Origin of the sequence: Sporosarcina psychrophila (assembly GCF_001590685.1) — a bacterium.
Classification (GTDB): domain Bacteria; phylum Bacillota; class Bacilli; order Bacillales_A; family Planococcaceae; genus Sporosarcina; species Sporosarcina psychrophila.
The window spans coordinates 2277334-2295704 of record NZ_CP014616.1 but is presented as its reverse complement, the minus strand read 5'-3'; the positions used below and the strand labels follow the sequence as shown (position 1 = coordinate 2295704).

The window sequence follows — 18371 nt, the reverse complement described above, 5'->3', positions numbered from 1 at the left end:
TAGTACAATGAATCCTATTTACTGTGTTTTAAATAAACAATATCTCCATTTTTCGTCACATCGAAAACTTCGTTATCTTCTGAATATAAAATTTTAACGTTGTCTACAGAATCTGTACCTTCAAAGAATATCCCAAACTTATTACTCTCAGGATAACCATATAGATAACAAACCACTTTTCCGTCTTTCATGAAAACGATTTGATTCATGCCCTCACTGACTGTTTCACTGATATTCCCCCACTTATATCCTATTATTTCATATATCGTTTCTTTTGAAAAATATGGAACGAATGAATAAACTTTATCCCATTCAAATGGGATAAATGTGGTCAAATTCACTTTTTTATTAGTTGCATTTTTTGATAAAATTTCATTTTTAAGCAATTTAAAATTAGAATCTCATATATCTTCTTTAAAAGGATTCATAACGAGTAAACTTACACATACAAGCAAAAACATTAAAATAACAACATATTTCCTTTGCTTCATAGTACATATCCCCCCTTTGTCAATGGGTTGCAAATTACTTCCATTAGTTAGACGAGCAGTATGACAAAAGGTTCAAATTATTAGCAAAATACAATAAAAGCTGCGCCGATTTAATACTAGAGAGGAGCCGGATTTCGATGTATCTTAGAATTGGGCTCCTTTCATTTTCTAACTTTACACACATAAACCATAGAAGTACTTTTCACATTGAGCTCATTTTTATCCCAATCACCATATACCTGCAAGATTTCAAACCCATTCTCTTTAAGCACTCTTTCCATTTCGAGTGGAAATGAATAGCGTAATGAAATGCCATCTTGCTCTTTAGCAATTAAGGTTTCTCCTTGATAAATTTGTCGATCAGTATGGCAATGTAAGATCTGTGTCATCGAATTGTATTCTTCACGGTGAAATTCGATAATTTGATTACCATTATTATCGCTATACTGTTGCTCATATTCATCAACAGCTGCCAACTCATGTAGTAAAGGATTTCGCGTGTCAAAAATAAAAATTCCATCCTCTACCAGATGTTGTCGGACAGATTGTACTAAGTCATCTTGTACTTCATTCGTTAGGAAATGTTGAAAGGAATTCCCAGTCATAAAAACTAACGAACTTTTGACGGGTAAATTCAACTTCGTGCAGTCTTGCAGTAAAAACTCAATCGATACCTTTTGTTCTTTCGCCTTTTGCTTTGCACGTTCCAACATACCCTCATGCAGGTCAACACCAACCATTTGAAATCCACGTTTTGCCATAGGAATGGTAAGTCGGCCTGTACCACACGCTAATTCAATAATCGGATGATCTAGCTTGGCCCATTCTAAAATCAAGTTCAAATCCTTCTGATAACCTTCATATAAGTGGTCATACATTTCAGGATCAGCATATTTCTCAAAGTTTTCTTCAAATACATTCCTACTCATACATTCTTCCCTCCACAATTGCATATTCCAATGGTGTAGCAATAGGAAAGCAACCTTCAAAATTACTTTTCCACAAACGAGAATTCCCGCAACATTGAAATACGCATAATAAATTCAGACTTAACCTAACAATTTAGACTATAGCTTGAAGGATCGTATACGATCTTGATAAGCCCTTCAAAAAGGTGTCTCTGGGATGGATTAGCCCAATCATCCTCTACATCGGCCATTAACCACATAACCTCATCTAGAAAAACATGCTCTACTGCTTTTTCCCAATAAACGTAATCTAGATCGGTAAGACTACTATATTTTTTATAGCCTTGCAGGAATAATTGCCATTGTTCAGGCGTAAATGGTTTGTCTGGAGCGGTTGATAATTCATTATGAAATAAAAGTAGGGCTAATGCTACATCAAAAATACGTGGAATCCAACTGGCATTATCAGGATCTATTAAATAAGGATCTGGTGTATAGATTAAGTTATTCGCTTTGAAGTCATGTGGAGTGAGTACAAATTGCAAACCGCTATTTTTCAATTCTTCTTGCTGATTAACTACTTCTACTAATTTCTTTTTCAGTTGAATACCTTCAATTTTAAAATCATAACGTGCAGCGTATTTTTCTATCTTTTGAACACTCTCTGCCACTTCGTCCACATTAAAATCAAAAACATCATATTCTTCTAATTCAAACGTATTTTCCATGGGCGAAAGGCTGTGTATTTCCCCCAATAGTTTGCCTGCTGCTATGATTTCGTCATCTTTACCGTAATACTGCGCTCCCTTAATAAATGGATAAACTACATATGTATCCTCTCCGATTGATTGAGGGTTTTCCACACTTAAACTAACTGGTGTTACCACATTTACTCCATTTTCTTTTAAGTTGGTCGTATACCTCATCAGTCTTTGTGCACGCTCAATTGGTCTCTGTGTTTTCTTAACAATAAAATCATTCATTTCACTGTTAACTCGATATACCGGGGAGAAAGGATAAATACTTTTCGGTTCTTCTTGAGTTTGAAAGCCGAATCTTTTTAATACTGCTAGTCCATTCATATGTTTCCCCCATATCAATTTACTTTATTGATAGATTTATCGCCTAGAATACTTCTAAATTGAAAGTCGCTTTTTAAATATTCACGTAGTGTAACCTCCTTATTTTATAGTGTAGAAAAATCGAAATTAACCATTAAATGCCACTGACTCTTACACGAGTTCAAAGTTAATAACCACCTTCATTAATTACAGAAAAAATGAGTTGCCGAAACAACTCAATTTATCATTTCGACTATAAATTTTATATTTACCTCGTAACCATGAATACACCGCCACAATGCGATACGCGATGAAATTCACATTTACAAACGTTTTTTAACGAGTATTTGATTTCATTGGAGACTAAATAAAACTCATCCTCATCCCAATATTCAATGCTATTATGTCTACAAATATCAAGCTCCTTACGTGTATGAAATGCAATATCCCCAATGAATATTTTCCCATTCGCTGAAAGTAGAGGTAGCAAACTCTTGATAAAGGTGATTTTCTCTTCATCCGCAATATGATGCAGCGCATATGTGCTTATAATAAAGTCATACTTATTGACTTCAAAAGAATCAGGAAAGCCCTTGGTAATATCCCACTCCACCAAATTTGCCATTGGCATTTTAGACTGAGCAACCGCAATCATCTGAGTAGAAAAATCTAAACCATCTATGTGATGCCCATTTTCATAAAGTCGACTCGTTAAAGCCGCTGTGCCAAACCCTATATCTAAAATGGTTGATTGCTGCTTTTGCATGACCTCATTAAAAATAGTATTCAATATTTTTTTGTATCCAGCAAACGGATACAAATTTTTTTCTTCACACACTTGTACTGTTTGATCATAGTCATTCGCCCATAAATTAAATCCTTGCTGATTTAACATGAATGCTCCCCCTATAATTCGAACGAGCAATCGAGCATTTCTTTTTATTTAAAAATAGTCTTTTTAAATAATTTAATTTACCCGATTAGTCGCCGATCGTTTCCTCTAAGACGTTGCATCGATAGATAATAGTAGTTTTTTTCATAATAAACTCCACCTTTCATAGATACATAGATATTATCATAATATTTCGCATTTCGGAACCACTCAATATGAAATGATTTTTTTGAGGGATATAGCGCAACTCATATTTTGTGAAATAGTTTAGTATTGAAGACTTTCTGACAAAAGATTTAGCCTTATCCAGCATTTGATTTTTCCCATCAACGCTTCCTAGGGAGTAAGCCCTCGATGTTATTAACTTACAACGTTGAATAGCGGTTTAGTTATTGTTATACTCTCGAGCCTTTGCTTATATTGCATTCAATTTCAACTTTTCTAATTCGATCTCAATCTGATTTAAATCGATTCGTTCAAATAAAGGACTTACTTGAAAGGTTTGATATATTGATTTTTCTATGGGTTCCCAAGTAAATGGTGCTAAATTCAACATTGCTTTTACTTTATCACTTGAAAAAGGTAGGAATGGCGATAATAACTGAGCACAATTTGCAATAATATGCACACATGTAAGTAAAATATTCTTGCACTCTTCCCTGTTCTCATGGATTTCTTTCCAAGGTTGTTTTGTATCAAAGTATTTATTTCCGAAGCGAATGGTTTCAAAAATCGTTTCAATCGCTTGTTTGAAATGACCTTGTTCAATCAAGTGACCAATCTCACCATATCTAGATTGAGTCATTTCTACAATATCTAAATCCAGGTTACCAGAAACAGCCCCTTCAAATGATTTGTCAATAAACTTCAACGTCCGATTTACGAGGTTACCGTAAGCACCAAGAAGCTCAGAATTATGACTGAAAATGAATTCACGCCACGAAAAATCAGCGTCTCTATTTTCAGGTGCATTTGCAGTTAGAAAGTATCGAATGGAGTCAGGATCATAACTTTCCAAAATGGCGGGAACCCACACAGCCCAGTTTTTGCTCGTTGATAGTTTCATTTTTTCTAATGTTAAGTACTCGTTTGAAACGATATGTGTTGGAAAAGCGTCCTTTCCAATACCCGATAAAATAGATGGCCAAATAATCGAGTGGAAGGGAATGTTGTCTTTCCCATGTACATAGTAAGATACGGTCTCTTCATTCCAAAAAGCTTCATCATTTTGATTAGTGTCAATCGCCCATTGTTGACTGGCCGAATAATAACCTGATACTGCTTCAATCCAAACGTATACTTTTTTATCCTCATAACCTTGTACTGGGACACTAACTCCATTTTGTAAATCTCTGGACACAGCGCGGTCATGTAAACCTTCTGTCAAATATCTTTCTGATAAATGGATGGCATTTTCTCTCCACGCTTTGTTTGCCCGAACCTTCTTAACTTGCTCTTCTAGCTCATGTTGAAATGAACTTAATGAAAAGTAGAAGTGTTCCGTTGCCTTTGTGGTTGGTTCATTGCCACAAATTTTGCATTTACGGTCAATTAAATCAAGCGGATCAAGGATGGTTGAACAATTATCACATTGATCCCCACGAGATGGATGTCCACAGTTCGGACAAACTCCCTCCACATAGCGGTCTGGTAAAAATTGGTGGTCAAACTCACAATAGGTTTGTTCAATCTCTTTTTTATAAATATATCCATTCTCAAGTAGCTGCAAGAAAATCCGCTGGACAACTTCATGATGTTGTTGACTATCCGTTCTGGAATAAAAATCATAACTAAATCCCAGTATCGCAAAGCTTTCTATAAATTCTTGATGATAGCGATCTGCGATATCTTGAATCGCTAGCCCTTCTTGATTGGCCCTAATCGAAATAGGTGTACCATTACAATCGCTACCAGACACATATAAGACGGATTCACCCTTTAGTCGGTAATACCTCGCTAAAATATCCCCCGGTAACAACGCTGCGATATGACCTAAATGCAATGACCCATTGGCATATGGCCACGCGCCCCCAATTAAAATGCTCAAACCAATTCCTCCTTTTTAGGGCATACAAAAAACCCCGCCACTTATCGTATCGATAAGGACGAGGTTAATATTTCACTCGTGGTACCACCTTAGTTCACAAATAGCTCACGCCACTTGTCTTAGTAAGTACGTCGCTACAAATCCTGCGAGTATACTTTGACATTTGTAACAAGTGCCAAATCTTGTTGCAGCCTACTCATCCGCGGATTTTCAGTGCAAAGCTCGGAGATCATGTTCATCAGACTAGTTTGCTTCATTTCCACCAACAGAAGCTCTCTATATAACATCGTCTCATTACTTTTCCTCGTCATTGCCGTTTGATATAAGGTTTGAATTGATTATAGAGAAGTGTGTGTGTAAATGCAAATAATAAATAAACGTATTTCGTGGTCATGTTAACCATACTTGTATCACAACGTCAGCGATACACTACAGTGGATTATTACAAGTAAAGGAGTCACCATGCATTACATATGGGATTTGTGAATAATGAGTTGCCCCAAAAATTATTTCGATTGTAAAACTTAATCTAGTTACTTTTATGTAAGTTATTTCCTCATTTAGACTATGCCATTTTGAGAACTTATATTCATTGTAATTATAATGTATTCTGTATAATTATATTTAAAATCTCTAATTTATCCAAGTCCTTATTGTTATTTTTTGTTCTTCTATAGCCATCTTCTAGCGATTTATTATAGACTTTAACGAAATCCAAAATCGTAGGTAAATAGTATTCTGAACCAGCATCTTCAAATAGGTTTAAACTTGTATAATCTACATCCGCAAATTCCAATAAATCTTCCGTAAAAGCAAACCCAATTTTAATATCATTTTTAATAAATTCATGTTCCTGTAAGTTAACCATTCTATAGCCTAGCTGTTCCATGGTATGTTGGAGAAATTTCCATTTTTCTTCTAAATAAGTTAAGGGCACAAGTATATCAATATCTTGAGGAGAAAAGTCGATATTTGTTACTTTTCCAAGACCTAATGAACCATATAAGACGGGTACAATGTCTAACTGTTGGTTTAATAATCCAGAAATACATATAAATTCTTCATATAAATAATGTTCTCTATTCATAATTTCCCCTTCTATCAGTCAAAACTATATTTATATATAGTAGTAACTTTCACTCGTTTTTTTTGCAAAGAAATCGATTCGGTATTAAAGTTATTTATCATCTTTTGGTGAAAATTTAGCACTCTATTTTCCACTCCACTCATGAACTAAAATACTGTATAAAAGGGAATCACGCCATCCATCTTTTAGTAGTAAATCCTCACGTATTCTACCTTCTTTTGTCATGCCTATTTTCTCTAGCACCTTTGATGAAGCAACATTTCTTGGGTCGCATGTCGCATAAATACGATGGAGATTAAAATTTTTAAAACTGAATTCAATTACCAATTTCGCTGCCTCTGTTGCATATCCCATTCCCCAAAAATCTGGATTTATAATGTAGCCAATTTCTCCGATTTTATTGCTATAATCTTGGATATTTAACTCAGCTGCCCCAATCATGTTTCCGTTTTCCCTTAAAATTATGGCAAATACAAATCGACTTCTTGGTTTCTTTTTTGCATCTACAATAACTTGTTTTACAAACTCTTCAGATTCCTCCTCAGAGTTTGGTCCCCACGGTTGGTACTGACACACTAGTTGTTGCGATGCATATTTATGAACATCTACCCAATCTTTCTCTTCAATTTCTCGCATTATTACTCTTTCACTTTTAAGATATTCCCCAATCAAAAAAATCCCCATATCTAACTTTCCCACTCTCCTCTTCGTCAATTTTAATAAGGTTCAAGTCATTTTTTATTTAAAGGCTTGGAACCTTGTCAGTTCCTCTTCAATTCCATTCATAATGTCAGATGCTCCTGTTGACTTGTTTGAGCATACAACAACTATTTGAGATGAATTGGGAAAATAAGCGGAGTGAAAGCTAACTCCAGGATCATAGCCCATTACATGATACTTAAATACACCTTTTTCATTTTTCTTAATCCATATGCCATATCCATAAAAGCTATCTTCATCGACTTGAGTATGAGCCGTGAGTAACTGATTGGTTAGTACCTCATTTAGAAGTCGATGGTTCATCAAGGCTTCCCATAGCCTAACCATATCTTTTGCTGTTACATATGCTCCGCCATCCGAACCGCCTTTTACTGGTAGTGAATAAATATTCGTTTTCCATGTTCCGTCTGAATTATCTATATACCCTAAAGCAGTCCCTTGCGGAAGAGCATCAAACGCAAAGTATCCTGATTCTAACATGCCGACTTCTTTAAAAATACGTTCTTCAACGTAGTCAGTAAAGACAAGTCCACTTACTTGTTCAACTATCAAACCTAGCAAAATATAACCTGCATTATTGTAGTGAAACCGCCCTACTTTCGGAGATTTCATGTGCTCATTTTGAAAAAGTGGCAAAAAGTCGCTCAAACGTCTTAAGTGATACATCGGATTTTTGACCCACAGTTCCTCAAAGTCATCCATGACTTCTTCATCGAAATAATCTGGCATTCCTGTAGTATGCGTCAGTAAATGGTGGATGGTTATCTTTTCGTCTAAATACGGAAAATCTAAATCAAGACATTCTCCTATAGTCGTATCAAAAGATAGTTTTCCTTCTTCTACAAGCTGACAAATTGCAATTGATGTGAAAAGCTTACATCCAGACGCTATTCCATATCGAGATGTTGTTTGATTTTTTAATTGTTCAGAACGATTGGCATAACCATAGCTTACATCTGCCAAAATCCTTTCCCCATCTTTAACAAATACAGTACCTGAGAAATGATTACTACTTTGAATTTTTGCAATCTGCTCTGTAATTTTTATGTTCACTTTTATTCCCCCAATGTATCTGTTTTAAGTCATATCTTTGCTTCAACGTAAGTTAGATAGTTTATACTCTTTGACAAATTCCTCGTAATCCAATACTTCAATTGCATCTGACCAATGCCTAATGAAAATAACAGGTTTTCCATTAGCCTTGAAATCCTTAATAACAATCTTGATTATTGACAGCTCTCTTGAAAATTACCGAAATTCACTATTCCATTTTGCACATCTATAACTAAAAAAGCCTCCATTTTCCCACCAACTTTTCCTTTGATAGATAACTCTTCTAGAATGGTGATAACTTCTCCTGCTATTTAGGGGGTCGTTCTCTGACACTTTTTTTGAAAAATCGTGTTAATGCCAATCATCTTTCCAAGTCGGGACCCCCGCCTTATATTCCCGCATTTGTTATACTAATCGTATTAATCATTTAGGGGGTTAAAAACATGGCAAAGTTATTTGAACCATTTACAATACGCGATGTTGAATTTAAAAACCGCATCGTTATGTCACCGATGTGTATGTATTCGAGCCATAACGAAGACGGAATGATTGAGGATTGGCATAAGACACATTACGCCACACGTGCTGTCGGTCAAGTTGGCCTTATCATTGTTGAGGCTACAGCAGTACAACCTGCGGGACGAATTTCCTCACAAGATCTTGGCATCTGGAGCGACGATCATATTGCGGGATTAACAGAAGTGGTCCATCTCATGCAACAGCATGGCGCGAAAACGGGCATCCAGCTCGCACATGCTGGACGTAAAGCGACAGTTGACGGCGATATTTATGCACCGTCCGCAATTGCATTCAATGAAAAGTATAAATCGCCTGTTGAAATGACTATAGACGATATAAAAACGACTGTACAAGCATTCAAGGAAGGTGCAATTCGTGCGAAGAAAGCCGGGTTTGACGTCATTGAACTCCATGGTGCACATGGCTATCTTATTAATGAATTCTTGTCGCCTTTATCGAATAAACGGACGGATGATTACGGCGGCTCTGCAGTAAACCGCTATCGCTTGTTACGTGAAATTATCGACGTAGTTCGCACTGTTTGGGAAGGTCCCTTGCTCGTCCGAATATCCGCACATGATTATACTGACGGAGGCATGACGTCCGTTGCGTACATTGAAATGGCGAAGTGGATGAAAGAGCAAGGCGTCGATCTAATTGATGTTAGTTCCGGAGCGGTCGTCCCAGCCGCAATTGATTCATTTCCTGGCTATCAAGTGAAATTTTCGGAAACAATTAAAGATGGTGCCGATATATTAACGGGCGCAGTTGGCCTGATCACAACTGGTATCCAAGCAGAAGAAATCTTGAAAAACGGCCGCGCCGATATGATTTTGCTGGCACGCGAACTATTGCGCGACCCGTACTGGGCATATACAGCGGCAAAAGACCTTCGTGTTGAGATCCAGTCGCCGAAACAGTATGAGCGAGGCTGGATGTTTTAAATAAGTTATCCTGCCAATATTGGACAGTAATTTATAAATGAAAAAGTAGTAGTGCAAACCCTGGCACAGGTTCGCACTACTACTTTTTTAGTGATATGCCTGTAGAGTATCCTCTTAGGTATCTACAAATAGTAAATATAATTTATTCACCTACTCGAGATATTAAATTCGTGGAAACTTCACGAACCAGATAAAGTATTTGTCTAACTCATTCAATTCTCTGTAGTAGTTCCAAATATCTCCTAATGGAGTTATATAACCTTTCTGAGTGTTCACCAAAAATAAAGGTAAAGGTTATAACTTTGTAGAATATTGTCTATTAAACGAAAATGTTTGAAGGGATTGAGATAAATGCAGAAGTTAACGACTAGTGTTAAACAAGTACAAGAGAAACTATTGGAATTAGGACATCCAAACGAGGTCGTCAAATTGACAGACAGCGCTCGAACTGCTCAAGAAGCGGCAGATGCCTTAGGGTGTGAGGTCGCGCAGATTGCTAAATCGATTATATTCAAACTAAAAAGTACAAATGAGCCGCTATTAGTTGTTGCGAGTGGAATCAATCGCATTGATGAGAAACTAGTTGCTCAAACGCTAAATGACAAACTATGTAAAGCAGACGCTGATTTTGTCCGTGAATCCACAGGATTTGTTATTGGCGGGGTTCCTCCATTAGGGCATAAAAACTCTGTACTAACCTTAATTGACGAAGACCTTTTCAAGTATGAAACGATCTGGGCTGCTGCTGGACATCCGAAAGCAGTATTTCAATTAACACCAGATGAACTCGAGAAAATGACAAATGGACAAGTTATTTCTGTAAAATAATGTTTGATACATACACTAAACCCGATTCTTCCTGCAATAGGAAAAATCGGGTTTCAGCTTACATATTTTCACATAAGATATTGCTATGTTCAAGTAGATGTAACGGCTGAAAAGCACCTATATCACTCTGAATTCATGTTTAGTCCCGAATAACTTCACCATTTTTCCATTCGAACCGTGAGAAGTCTTCCGCAATATGGAGTGCAGGGAAAGTGGCTTCCCCTTGTTTTTGCAATTGCGCCACGTCGCTAGGCATGAAACGGGCACTAATATGATTTGCAATAAGCGTTTTAGCTCCTGCTTCTTGCGCTACCCGTGCTGCATCCCCGATTGTTGAATGGCCATATTCTTTCGCCAGATTTCCCGTATCTATATCGAACGTAGCCTCGTGAACGAGAATGTCCGTGTCTTGCGCCAGTTCAACAGCGGCACTACAATAATTTGTATCACCAAGAATGGCAACTATAAATCCTTCTTGCGGTTCCCCGGTGACGTCCGAACTGGCAACAACTCGCCCGTCCTCCAATATCACATCTTCTCCGCTCTTCAACTGTTTCAGTAGCGGACCGTTTGGTACACCCGCTTCTTTCGCTTTGGTGATGAGTAACTTTCCTGGAAGAGGCTTTTGCTCAATCCGATAACCTAAACACGGGATAATATGTTGTAAATTTTTCGCAGTTACACGGTAATCGGCATCTTCAAAAACAACGCCTTCCCCGATTTCATGAACAATTAGCTCATAGTTTAAATGCGTATTGGTTACGCGCAACGTTGTCTTAATCCATTCATTCAACCCAGTTGGCCCATAAATGTCAAGTTGCTCCTCGCCACCAAGGAATGAGCGCGAGCCAATCAATCCGGGTAATCCGAAAATATGATCGCCGTGCAAATGCGTGATAAATATCTTGCCGATTTTCCGTGGTTTTAGCGATGTATGTAATATCTGGTGTTGCGTCGCTTCCCCACAATCGAATAGCCAATAACCGTCCCCTTCGGCCGATAAATTCAAAACGACAGCTGACGTATTACGCATTTTGGACGGCATACCCGCCCCAGTTCCTAAAAATTGTAGTTCCATAACGGATATCCACCTTTCATTTCATGCCCCGCTTCACTGTTCCAGGACCGAATTTTTGTTCCAACTGCGAAAGCAAAGTATCCATTGTCTCTTCTTTCGCATGTTTTTCAAAGTTATAAATTGATAGCTGTTCATGCAGTTCATTCATCATAACCACATTTGATACGGTAATACCAAGAAGACGAATTGGTTCGCCATCCCAATGCCTTGTAAATAAATCAGCAGCTTCTTTATAAATATCTTGTTCTTTATAAAGTGGATTAAGGACCGTCCTGCTTCGAGAATGATTACGCCAGTCTGCTGTACGTATTTGGATCATGACGACTGTGCCGGCTAATTGTTTAGTATCAAGACGGGCCGCTACTTTGGACGCCAACCATTTGAAAACCTTCAGGCATTCATCCAAATCAGTTTCATCTACCGGTAATGTGGTTGAGCTGCCAAAACTTTTTCGTTCTTCAGCAGCTTCAGGGTCTACAAAACGGTGGTCAATACCATTTGCACGTTCATGTAGTCGGATGCCGTGTTTTCCAAAAGACGATTTGATGGTGATCTCATCTGTTTTTGCCAAATCCCCGATTGTGTAAAGGCCCAACTCATTCATCTTTTTCTCTGTACTCTTCCCAATTCCATGCATTTCAATAACCGGAAGTGGCCACAAGATAGATTCAATTTCCCTCTTTCGTAAAATCGTAATACCCATCGGTTTCTTCATATCTGACGCAGTCTTTGCAAGAAACTTATTCGGCGCGATACCAATCGAACACGGCAGGTCAAGCTCCTGCAAAAGACGTTGTTGCATAGCTAATGCAATATTTACAGCATTGGTCAATCCACCAATCGCAGTAATATCGATATACGCTTCATCAATTGACACCGGTTCTACAAGGTCAGTAAAGGTTCGTAACAAGTCGAAAACTGCAGACGAAGCGATTCGATATTTTTCGAAATCGGGCGGGACAATTATCAAATCCGGACATAGACGTTTCGCCTCTCCGACGGTCATCGTCGTGTAAATGCCAAACGATCTTGCTTCATACGAACACGTTACGAGAATGCCTTTCCGTGCTTTTGGATTACCGGCAACCGCCATTGCGATACCTTTCAAGGAAGGGTCATGCGCTTGTTCGACGGATGCGAAAAAACTATTCATATCTAGATGAAGTATGACCTTTGCTTGTGATTCAATAACCGTCTTCAAGACATATTCCCCTCCTTCACTTTTATACTTCTTATGTAGAAATAAAGATTGCCATTGAATTCGCTACGGCGTAAGGGGGTATTTCCCGCAGCAGCTTTGCCACCATTCTTAGGGCCTCGTCTACCCCATGTAAGGCGTCTTCAGTTAGGTTATTTAGTAATCATTTATTTAATATATTTAATTATAACATGCAAAAACCGGACAGATGGCACTGCCCGGCTTACAGGTTACTTTTCTTGTGCTAGTTGTGCTTCCACATACTCGCCGATTTTATCCATCCCAGCAAGCGTTTGGGATAAAATCTCAGGATCGACAACGGTAATCATTCGGTTTTCTAAATTTGCAACTGTCGTGAAATAAGGTGTTCTTGAGTACGCAATAAGTCCCGAGGAAGTTAAAGCACTTTCTGGAATATCAAGAATTTCTTTCGCATTCAGTACAAGTAAACCAATGTATAAACTGCCAGTTTGAACTACAACAACACGTGCATCTTCATATCCTTGTGCAGTTTTACCATAGAGAATCTGTTCAAAATCCAGAATCGGAACAAGTTCCCCACGAATCCGCATAAGTCCGAGCATATATTCAGGGAGATGTGGGATTGGGTTTATTTGTTCAAGACGCTCAATTGACACGACAGTATCAACAGCAATCGCGTATTCCTCGTTACCACATTGGACAATAACTGCTTTTAAATCACTCATCCTTTTCCCTCCTTTACTTATTCGCTGTTACATGGATGATTTCAAGCAAGAGTTCTGTCAGCTTGTTCAACTCATCGACAGGCATCCGCTCATTTTTTGTGTGAATTTCTTCGTAACCGACTGCTAGTGTTACTGTTGGAATACCTGCGCCATTGAATACATTACCGTCACTTCCACCGCCGCTAGTCATTAACTGTGGCGTTAGTCCGATATTCTTAATGGCCTTCATCGCTGTTTGCACGACTTCTGCGTCTTCTTCAAAACTAAATCCAGGATACATCAGCTGAACTTCTGTTTCAGCTGTTCCGCCCATTAGTTCAGCAGTCCGCTCAAATGTACGAATCATATGTTCTATCTGTTCATTCAGCTTTTCCTGATTGATAGATCTTGCTTCCGCTAAAATACGAACTTCATCACAGACAATATTCGTTGCTTGTCCGCCTTCAAAGCGTCCGATATTAGCAGTTGTTTCTGAGTCAATACGACCCAGGGACATTGCAGAAATCGATTTAGCCGCGATATTGATGGCCGAAACTCCTTTTTCAGGTGCAACGCCGGCATGTGCTGTTTTGCCATGGATTGTCGTCCATAATTTTGCTTGGAATGGTGCAGCAGTTACGATTCCGCCAACTTTTTGGTCACTGTCGACAGCATAGCCGTATTTCGCCGTAATCAATGAAGCATCCATCTCTTTCGCCCCGACTAGGCCACTTTCTTCACCTGCTGTTATAATGAACTGAATATCGCCGTGTGGTTTACCGCTTTCTTTCAATGTACGTGCCATTTCAAATAGAGCCGCAATTCCTGCTTTATCATCTGCGCCAAGAATTGTCGTACCGTCAGAATAGACATAACCGTCATCACGCAATTCCGGTTTAATACTTTGACCAGGAACGACAGTATCCATATGACATGTGAAATAAATTGGATCGATGCCTTCAGCAGTCCCTTTCAACGTCGCAATAAGGTTACCTGCGCCATGTCCAGTGCGATCGTCAGAATCATCTTCCTCAACATCAAAACCGAGTGCTTCCATTTTTAGTGTTAAAACATCAGCAATCGCCCGTTCGTTTTTCGTTTCAGAATCAATTTGTACGAGTTCCAAAAATTCTTCTAGTAGTCTTTGTTTATTCATTTAAAGCATCCCCTTAATTATAACGGTATATTACCGTGTTTCTTCTTCGGTCTAGTCTCTTGCTTGTTGCGCATCATGTCAAGTGCTTGCAATAGTTTAATGCGTGTTTCACGCGGATCAATAACGTCATCGACCATGCCGTGTGATGCCGCAACATAAGGATTTGAGAATTTCTCTCGATATTCCTCGATTTTTTCTGCGCGCATCGCTTCCGGATCGTCGCTATTGGCAATTTCTCTGGCAAAGATGATATTCGCAGCGCCTTGCGCACCCATAACTGCAATTTCAGCATTTGGCCATGCATAGACAATATCCGCTCCGATTGATTTAGAGTTCAGTGCTACATAAGCACCGCCAAATGCCTTGCGTAGGATAACCGTTATTTTTGGCACAGTTGCTTCCGAATAAGCGTACAAAATTTTTGCACCGTGGCGAATTATACCACCATGCTCCTGTTTAATGCCCGGGAAGAATCCAGTTACATCTTCAAAAGTAATGATTGGAATATTGAAAGAGTCACAAAATCGGATGAAACGGGCAATTTTATCGGATGAATCAATATCAAGGCCACCTGCCATTACTTTCGGCTGATTACAAACGAGGCCGACCGGTTCCCCTTTCATACGGGCCAATCCGACGACAGCATTTCTTGCAAATTCAGCTTGAACTTCCATGAAGGAATCCGTATCAACGACTTGTTCGATAACCTTCCGTATGTCATATGGACGAATAGTTTCATAGGGTACGACATCCGCCAGATTTGCACGGTAATCATCTGCTTCGCCATAAGCTGCGACTGGCGGTTTTTCTGTATTGTTTTGCGGTAAATAAGCAAGTAATTTGCGGACATTTTCGAGAACAGTCTTCTCATCTTTACCACGGAAATGGGCATTCCCGCTGATTGAGTTATGTACTTTCGAACCGCCGAGGTCTTCAGACGAAATCTTCTCCCCAGTAACCGTCTCAATTACTTTCGGTCCTGTGATGAACATCTGGCTTGTTTCATCCGTCATGAATACAAAGTCCGTGATGGCTGGCGAATAAACAGCGCCGCCTGCACAAGGCCCAAGAATGACTGATATTTGTGGAATAACACCTGAGTAGATAGCATTACGGTAGAAAATTTCACCATAACCGTCAAGTGAGACGACACCTTCTTGAATCCGTGCTCCGCCCGAATCATTCAGTCCGATGAATGGTGCACCATTTTTAGCAGCGAGATCCATGACATTGGCGATTTTCATGGCGTGCATTTCCCCTAGCGCTCCTCCGAAAACAGTAAAGTCCTGTGAAAACAAATATATTGGTCTACCGTTAACTTTCCCGTAGCCAGTTACCACGCCATCCCCAGGGCCTACTTGCTTGTCCATCCCAAAGTCACGCGTACGGTGGATAACAAACGGATTTAATTCAACAAATGAATTCGGATCTAGCAGCAAGTCAATTCGTTCCCTTGCGGTCAACTTCCCTTTTTCATGCTGTTTAGCAATTCGCTCGTCTCCGCCACCAAGTTCAATCACTCTTTTTCTATCATATAATTCATTGATTTTATCATAGATATCCATTTTGTCAGTCCCCTTTGCCGCTTTTATCGCATAGCTCATACAATACGCCGAATGATGATTTTGGATGGAGGAACGCCACATCCGCTCCACCAGCACCTGGTTTCGGTTCTTCTTGCAGTAACTGAACGCCTTTTTCCCGCAGTTCAGCCATCCTTGAACGAATATCCGTCACACCGAATGCGATATGATGAACCCCTTCACCACGTTTTTCGATGAATTTCGCAATTGCTCCATCTTTCCCCAGTGGTTCCAATAACTCAAGCTTAATATTCCCAGCGTCAATGAACGCGACGCGCACGTTCTGACTTGGGACCTCTTCAACTGCTAAAAGCGTAAGCCCGAGCGTATGTATGTAATAGTCTATTGATACATCGATACTTTTGACAGCGATTCCAACGTGGTCTACTTTTTGCATAACAATTCCCCCTCCCCCTATTGTACATTTTACCTCATTAAACGGCTAGATGTTGTGATATTCATAAATTCTGTTAAAATAGAATTATAAAGCTTAAGGAGTTTTGACTAATGAGCAATCGTAAAGTACAGAAAGTCGTTGTTTTGGTAATGGTTGGAGCAATGCTTGCTTCAAGTGTTATGTTCGGTCTTAGCATGATCATGTAAAAGCAAAAAACAGTCCGTATGTGCAATCTAGCACATACGGACTGTTTTTTGCATTATATGTCTAGCCTAAGTTCATTTTCAGACGCCCAGCACTTTTCTTATAGTTCTTCGCAATATTCCTCAAATTGACTTTGTAGATTTGTCACAACAGACATTGGATCATGTCCTTCGATTTCATAACGTCCAACTTCAGCGACAAGCTTGCCGTCTTTCAGAAGTACGAATGATGGTGATGAAGGCAGGTGATCTTCTCCGAAAAGCATACGTGCTTGTGCAGTTGCTTCTTTGTCTTGTCCTGCAAACACAGTTACTAAGTGATCCGGACGTTTGTCATAATGCACTGCGTGTGCAGCTGCTGGACGTGCGATACCACCTGCACAACCGCAAACCGAGTTCACCATTACAAGTGTTGTGCCAGAACGTTTAAACGCATCTTCAACAAGCTCAGGCGTTGTCAGCTGCTCATAACCGCTAGCTTCCATCTCTGAACGTGCTTGTCTAAGGATATCATTCATATAAAGATCAAAATTCATATTCATGTTAATCAAACCCCTCTCTATTTACTTCTTTATCATAGCAGGACAGGGAGTTTCCTGCAAAAAATCGATTTCGAAATAATTAATAACCCAAAATGAAACCTTTTCCAGTTTCTTTCGTAAAACTACTAACTACTAATTATTCGACAAGGAGGAGAACGAAGTAATGGAATTCTGGATCATCGGTTCGGTTTTCGTGATGTACTTTCTTGTTATGATTCCAGTTCAATATAGCAATTGTAGCTACAAAAAAAAAGCTTGAAGAATCTGTTTTAACCCATAACGATACATATGAAGTAATGAGTTTTGAGCAGCAACAGTTACAACTTAATCTACAAGGTAATCTCTTTAATTTACCCGCGACATTAATGGCACAGTTTATTTATTTCATGCGCCATCGAGGCAACAAAAAGGTTAAATAGATGAAGGTTGTTGGAAAAGTCAATGTAATTTTCAAAAAGGTAATCCTACCTCAATCTTATCGAGGTTGGATTACCTTTTTTACTGTATGTTTATACTTTAATTTGTCAGTTCGTACACCATGTTAATAGAACCCCCCCACACGGTTAAGATATCCACTTTGACAAAGAAAAATATTTGAAAGAACCAATTGAAATACTGGAACTAAGTGTACGGTTGACTAAGATACTTAAAAAGAATGACATTCACACGCTAGAGGACCTTATCACTGAAGATACCTTTGAACTTGAATGTACGGGTCCGATATTTAGGAAAGAGTTAGAGGAAGTAATTGACGAGATTATATTAGAAGTTCAATAAAACAAATATAACGAACTTTCCCTAATCTGATTGGTCGTTGTTTTTTTTGCAAACCCTTCTTTCTTTCGGATTCCACGTCCCCATGGACACCCTTGCGTTAGGCTAACTGTTACTTCTGCCTTCAAAGTTCGGGACTTGCACCCTATAGACTACTCCCATGCAGGGCGCACGATAAAAAATTCAACATATTTCTGTTGTGCC

Annotated in this window: 20 protein-coding genes and 1 other annotated feature; of the genes, 5 read left to right on the top strand and 15 right to left on the bottom strand. The window is 39.0% G+C overall.

What is annotated here, in order from left to right:
- Positions 1-14: 14 nt before the first annotated feature.
- From AZE41_RS10870 to AZE41_RS10835, 8 genes are all read right to left on the bottom strand, one after another.
- Positions 15-386 (bottom strand): hypothetical protein, encoded by a 372-nt coding sequence (locus AZE41_RS10870; RefSeq protein WP_067209166.1) that lies wholly within the window; start codon positions 384-386, stop codon positions 15-17.
- A gap of 266 nt (positions 387-652) precedes the next feature.
- A complete protein-coding gene (locus tag AZE41_RS10865; RefSeq protein ID WP_067209163.1) occupies positions 653-1420 on the bottom strand; it encodes a class I SAM-dependent DNA methyltransferase in 768 nt (255 codons plus the stop codon).
- 125 nt (positions 1421-1545) lie between these two features.
- Complete coding sequence (locus AZE41_RS10860) at positions 1546-2481, bottom strand: aminoglycoside phosphotransferase family protein (protein ID WP_067209160.1); 936 nt, start codon at positions 2479-2481, stop codon at positions 1546-1548.
- A 247-nt stretch (positions 2482-2728) separates the two neighbouring features.
- Complete coding sequence (locus tag AZE41_RS10855; protein ID WP_067209157.1) at positions 2729-3355, bottom strand: class I SAM-dependent methyltransferase; 627 nt, start codon at positions 3353-3355, stop codon at positions 2729-2731.
- 412 nt (positions 3356-3767) lie between these two features.
- Positions 3768-5399 (bottom strand): methionine--tRNA ligase, encoded by a 1632-nt coding sequence (gene metG, locus AZE41_RS10850; RefSeq protein WP_067209154.1) that lies wholly within the window; start codon positions 5397-5399, stop codon positions 3768-3770.
- A gap of 51 nt (positions 5400-5450) precedes the next feature.
- Positions 5451-5719: a binding site (T-box leader), on the bottom strand.
- 278 nt (positions 5720-5997) lie between these two features.
- Positions 5998-6486, bottom strand: a complete 489-nt coding sequence (locus AZE41_RS10845; protein ID WP_067209151.1) for a hypothetical protein — start codon at positions 6484-6486, stop codon at positions 5998-6000.
- 123 nt (positions 6487-6609) lie between these two features.
- Positions 6610-7170, bottom strand: coding sequence for a GNAT family N-acetyltransferase (locus AZE41_RS10840; protein ID WP_067213940.1), 561 nt, complete (start codon positions 7168-7170; stop codon positions 6610-6612).
- Between the two features lie 54 nt (positions 7171-7224).
- Positions 7225-8259: a serine hydrolase domain-containing protein gene (locus tag AZE41_RS10835; protein ID WP_067209149.1), complete on the bottom strand. Its 1035-nt coding sequence runs from the start codon at positions 8257-8259 to the stop codon at positions 7225-7227.
- A gap of 443 nt (positions 8260-8702) precedes the next feature.
- Between AZE41_RS10835 and namA the strand changes: the two genes are divergently transcribed.
- A complete protein-coding gene (gene namA / locus AZE41_RS10830; protein WP_067209146.1) occupies positions 8703-9722 on the top strand; it encodes an NADPH dehydrogenase NamA in 1020 nt (339 codons plus the stop codon).
- 351 nt (positions 9723-10073) lie between these two features.
- On the top strand, positions 10074-10550 hold the full coding sequence (locus AZE41_RS10825; protein ID WP_067209143.1) for a YbaK/EbsC family protein: 477 nt from the start codon (positions 10074-10076) through the stop codon (positions 10548-10550).
- A gap of 139 nt (positions 10551-10689) precedes the next feature.
- Here the strand turns inward: AZE41_RS10825 and rnz are convergent, their stop codons facing one another.
- The 6 genes from rnz to mce all read right to left on the bottom strand — a co-directional run bounded on the left by rnz (position 10690) and on the right by mce (position 16648).
- Positions 10690-11628, bottom strand: coding sequence for a ribonuclease Z (gene rnz / locus AZE41_RS10820; protein ID WP_067209141.1), 939 nt, complete (start codon positions 11626-11628; stop codon positions 10690-10692).
- Positions 11629-11644: 16 nt separating this feature from the next.
- Entirely contained in the window at positions 11645-12829 is a 1185-nt protein-coding gene (locus tag AZE41_RS10815) for a DNA polymerase IV (protein ID WP_082786564.1), read from the bottom strand.
- A 227-nt stretch (positions 12830-13056) separates the two neighbouring features.
- Positions 13057-13533 (bottom strand): chemotaxis protein CheW, encoded by a 477-nt coding sequence (locus AZE41_RS10810; protein ID WP_067209139.1) that lies wholly within the window; start codon positions 13531-13533, stop codon positions 13057-13059.
- A 13-nt stretch (positions 13534-13546) separates the two neighbouring features.
- On the bottom strand, positions 13547-14668 hold the full coding sequence (locus AZE41_RS10805) for a M20/M25/M40 family metallo-hydrolase (protein ID WP_067209137.1): 1122 nt from the start codon (positions 14666-14668) through the stop codon (positions 13547-13549).
- 17 nt (positions 14669-14685) lie between these two features.
- A complete protein-coding gene (locus AZE41_RS10800; protein ID WP_067209135.1) occupies positions 14686-16233 on the bottom strand; it encodes an acyl-CoA carboxylase subunit beta in 1548 nt (515 codons plus the stop codon).
- Between the two features lie 4 nt (positions 16234-16237).
- Entirely contained in the window at positions 16238-16648 is a 411-nt protein-coding gene (mce, locus tag AZE41_RS10795) for a methylmalonyl-CoA epimerase (RefSeq protein ID WP_067209132.1), read from the bottom strand.
- A gap of 110 nt (positions 16649-16758) precedes the next feature.
- Here mce and prli42 point away from each other — a divergent pair, with 110 nt between their 5' ends.
- Positions 16759-16854: a stressosome-associated protein Prli42 gene (gene prli42 / locus AZE41_RS22695; protein WP_156476017.1), complete on the top strand. Its 96-nt coding sequence runs from the start codon at positions 16759-16761 to the stop codon at positions 16852-16854.
- 98 nt (positions 16855-16952) lie between these two features.
- On the opposite strand, the gene AZE41_RS10790 is transcribed toward prli42, so the two are convergent.
- Complete coding sequence (locus AZE41_RS10790; RefSeq protein ID WP_067209130.1) at positions 16953-17393, bottom strand: BrxA/BrxB family bacilliredoxin; 441 nt, start codon at positions 17391-17393, stop codon at positions 16953-16955.
- A 296-nt stretch (positions 17394-17689) separates the two neighbouring features.
- On the opposite strand from AZE41_RS10790, the gene AZE41_RS23670 reads away from it, so the two are divergent.
- Positions 17690-17812, top strand: a complete 123-nt coding sequence (locus tag AZE41_RS23670; RefSeq protein WP_418064792.1) for a DUF3949 domain-containing protein — start codon at positions 17690-17692, stop codon at positions 17810-17812.
- 175 nt (positions 17813-17987) lie between these two features.
- The gene (locus AZE41_RS23665) at positions 17988-18170 is read left to right on the top strand and encodes a DNA-directed RNA polymerase subunit alpha C-terminal domain-containing protein (protein ID WP_067209128.1); all 183 of its coding nucleotides are present in this window, start codon (positions 17988-17990) and stop codon (positions 18168-18170) included.
- The last annotated feature ends 201 nt before the right edge of the window (positions 18171-18371 follow it).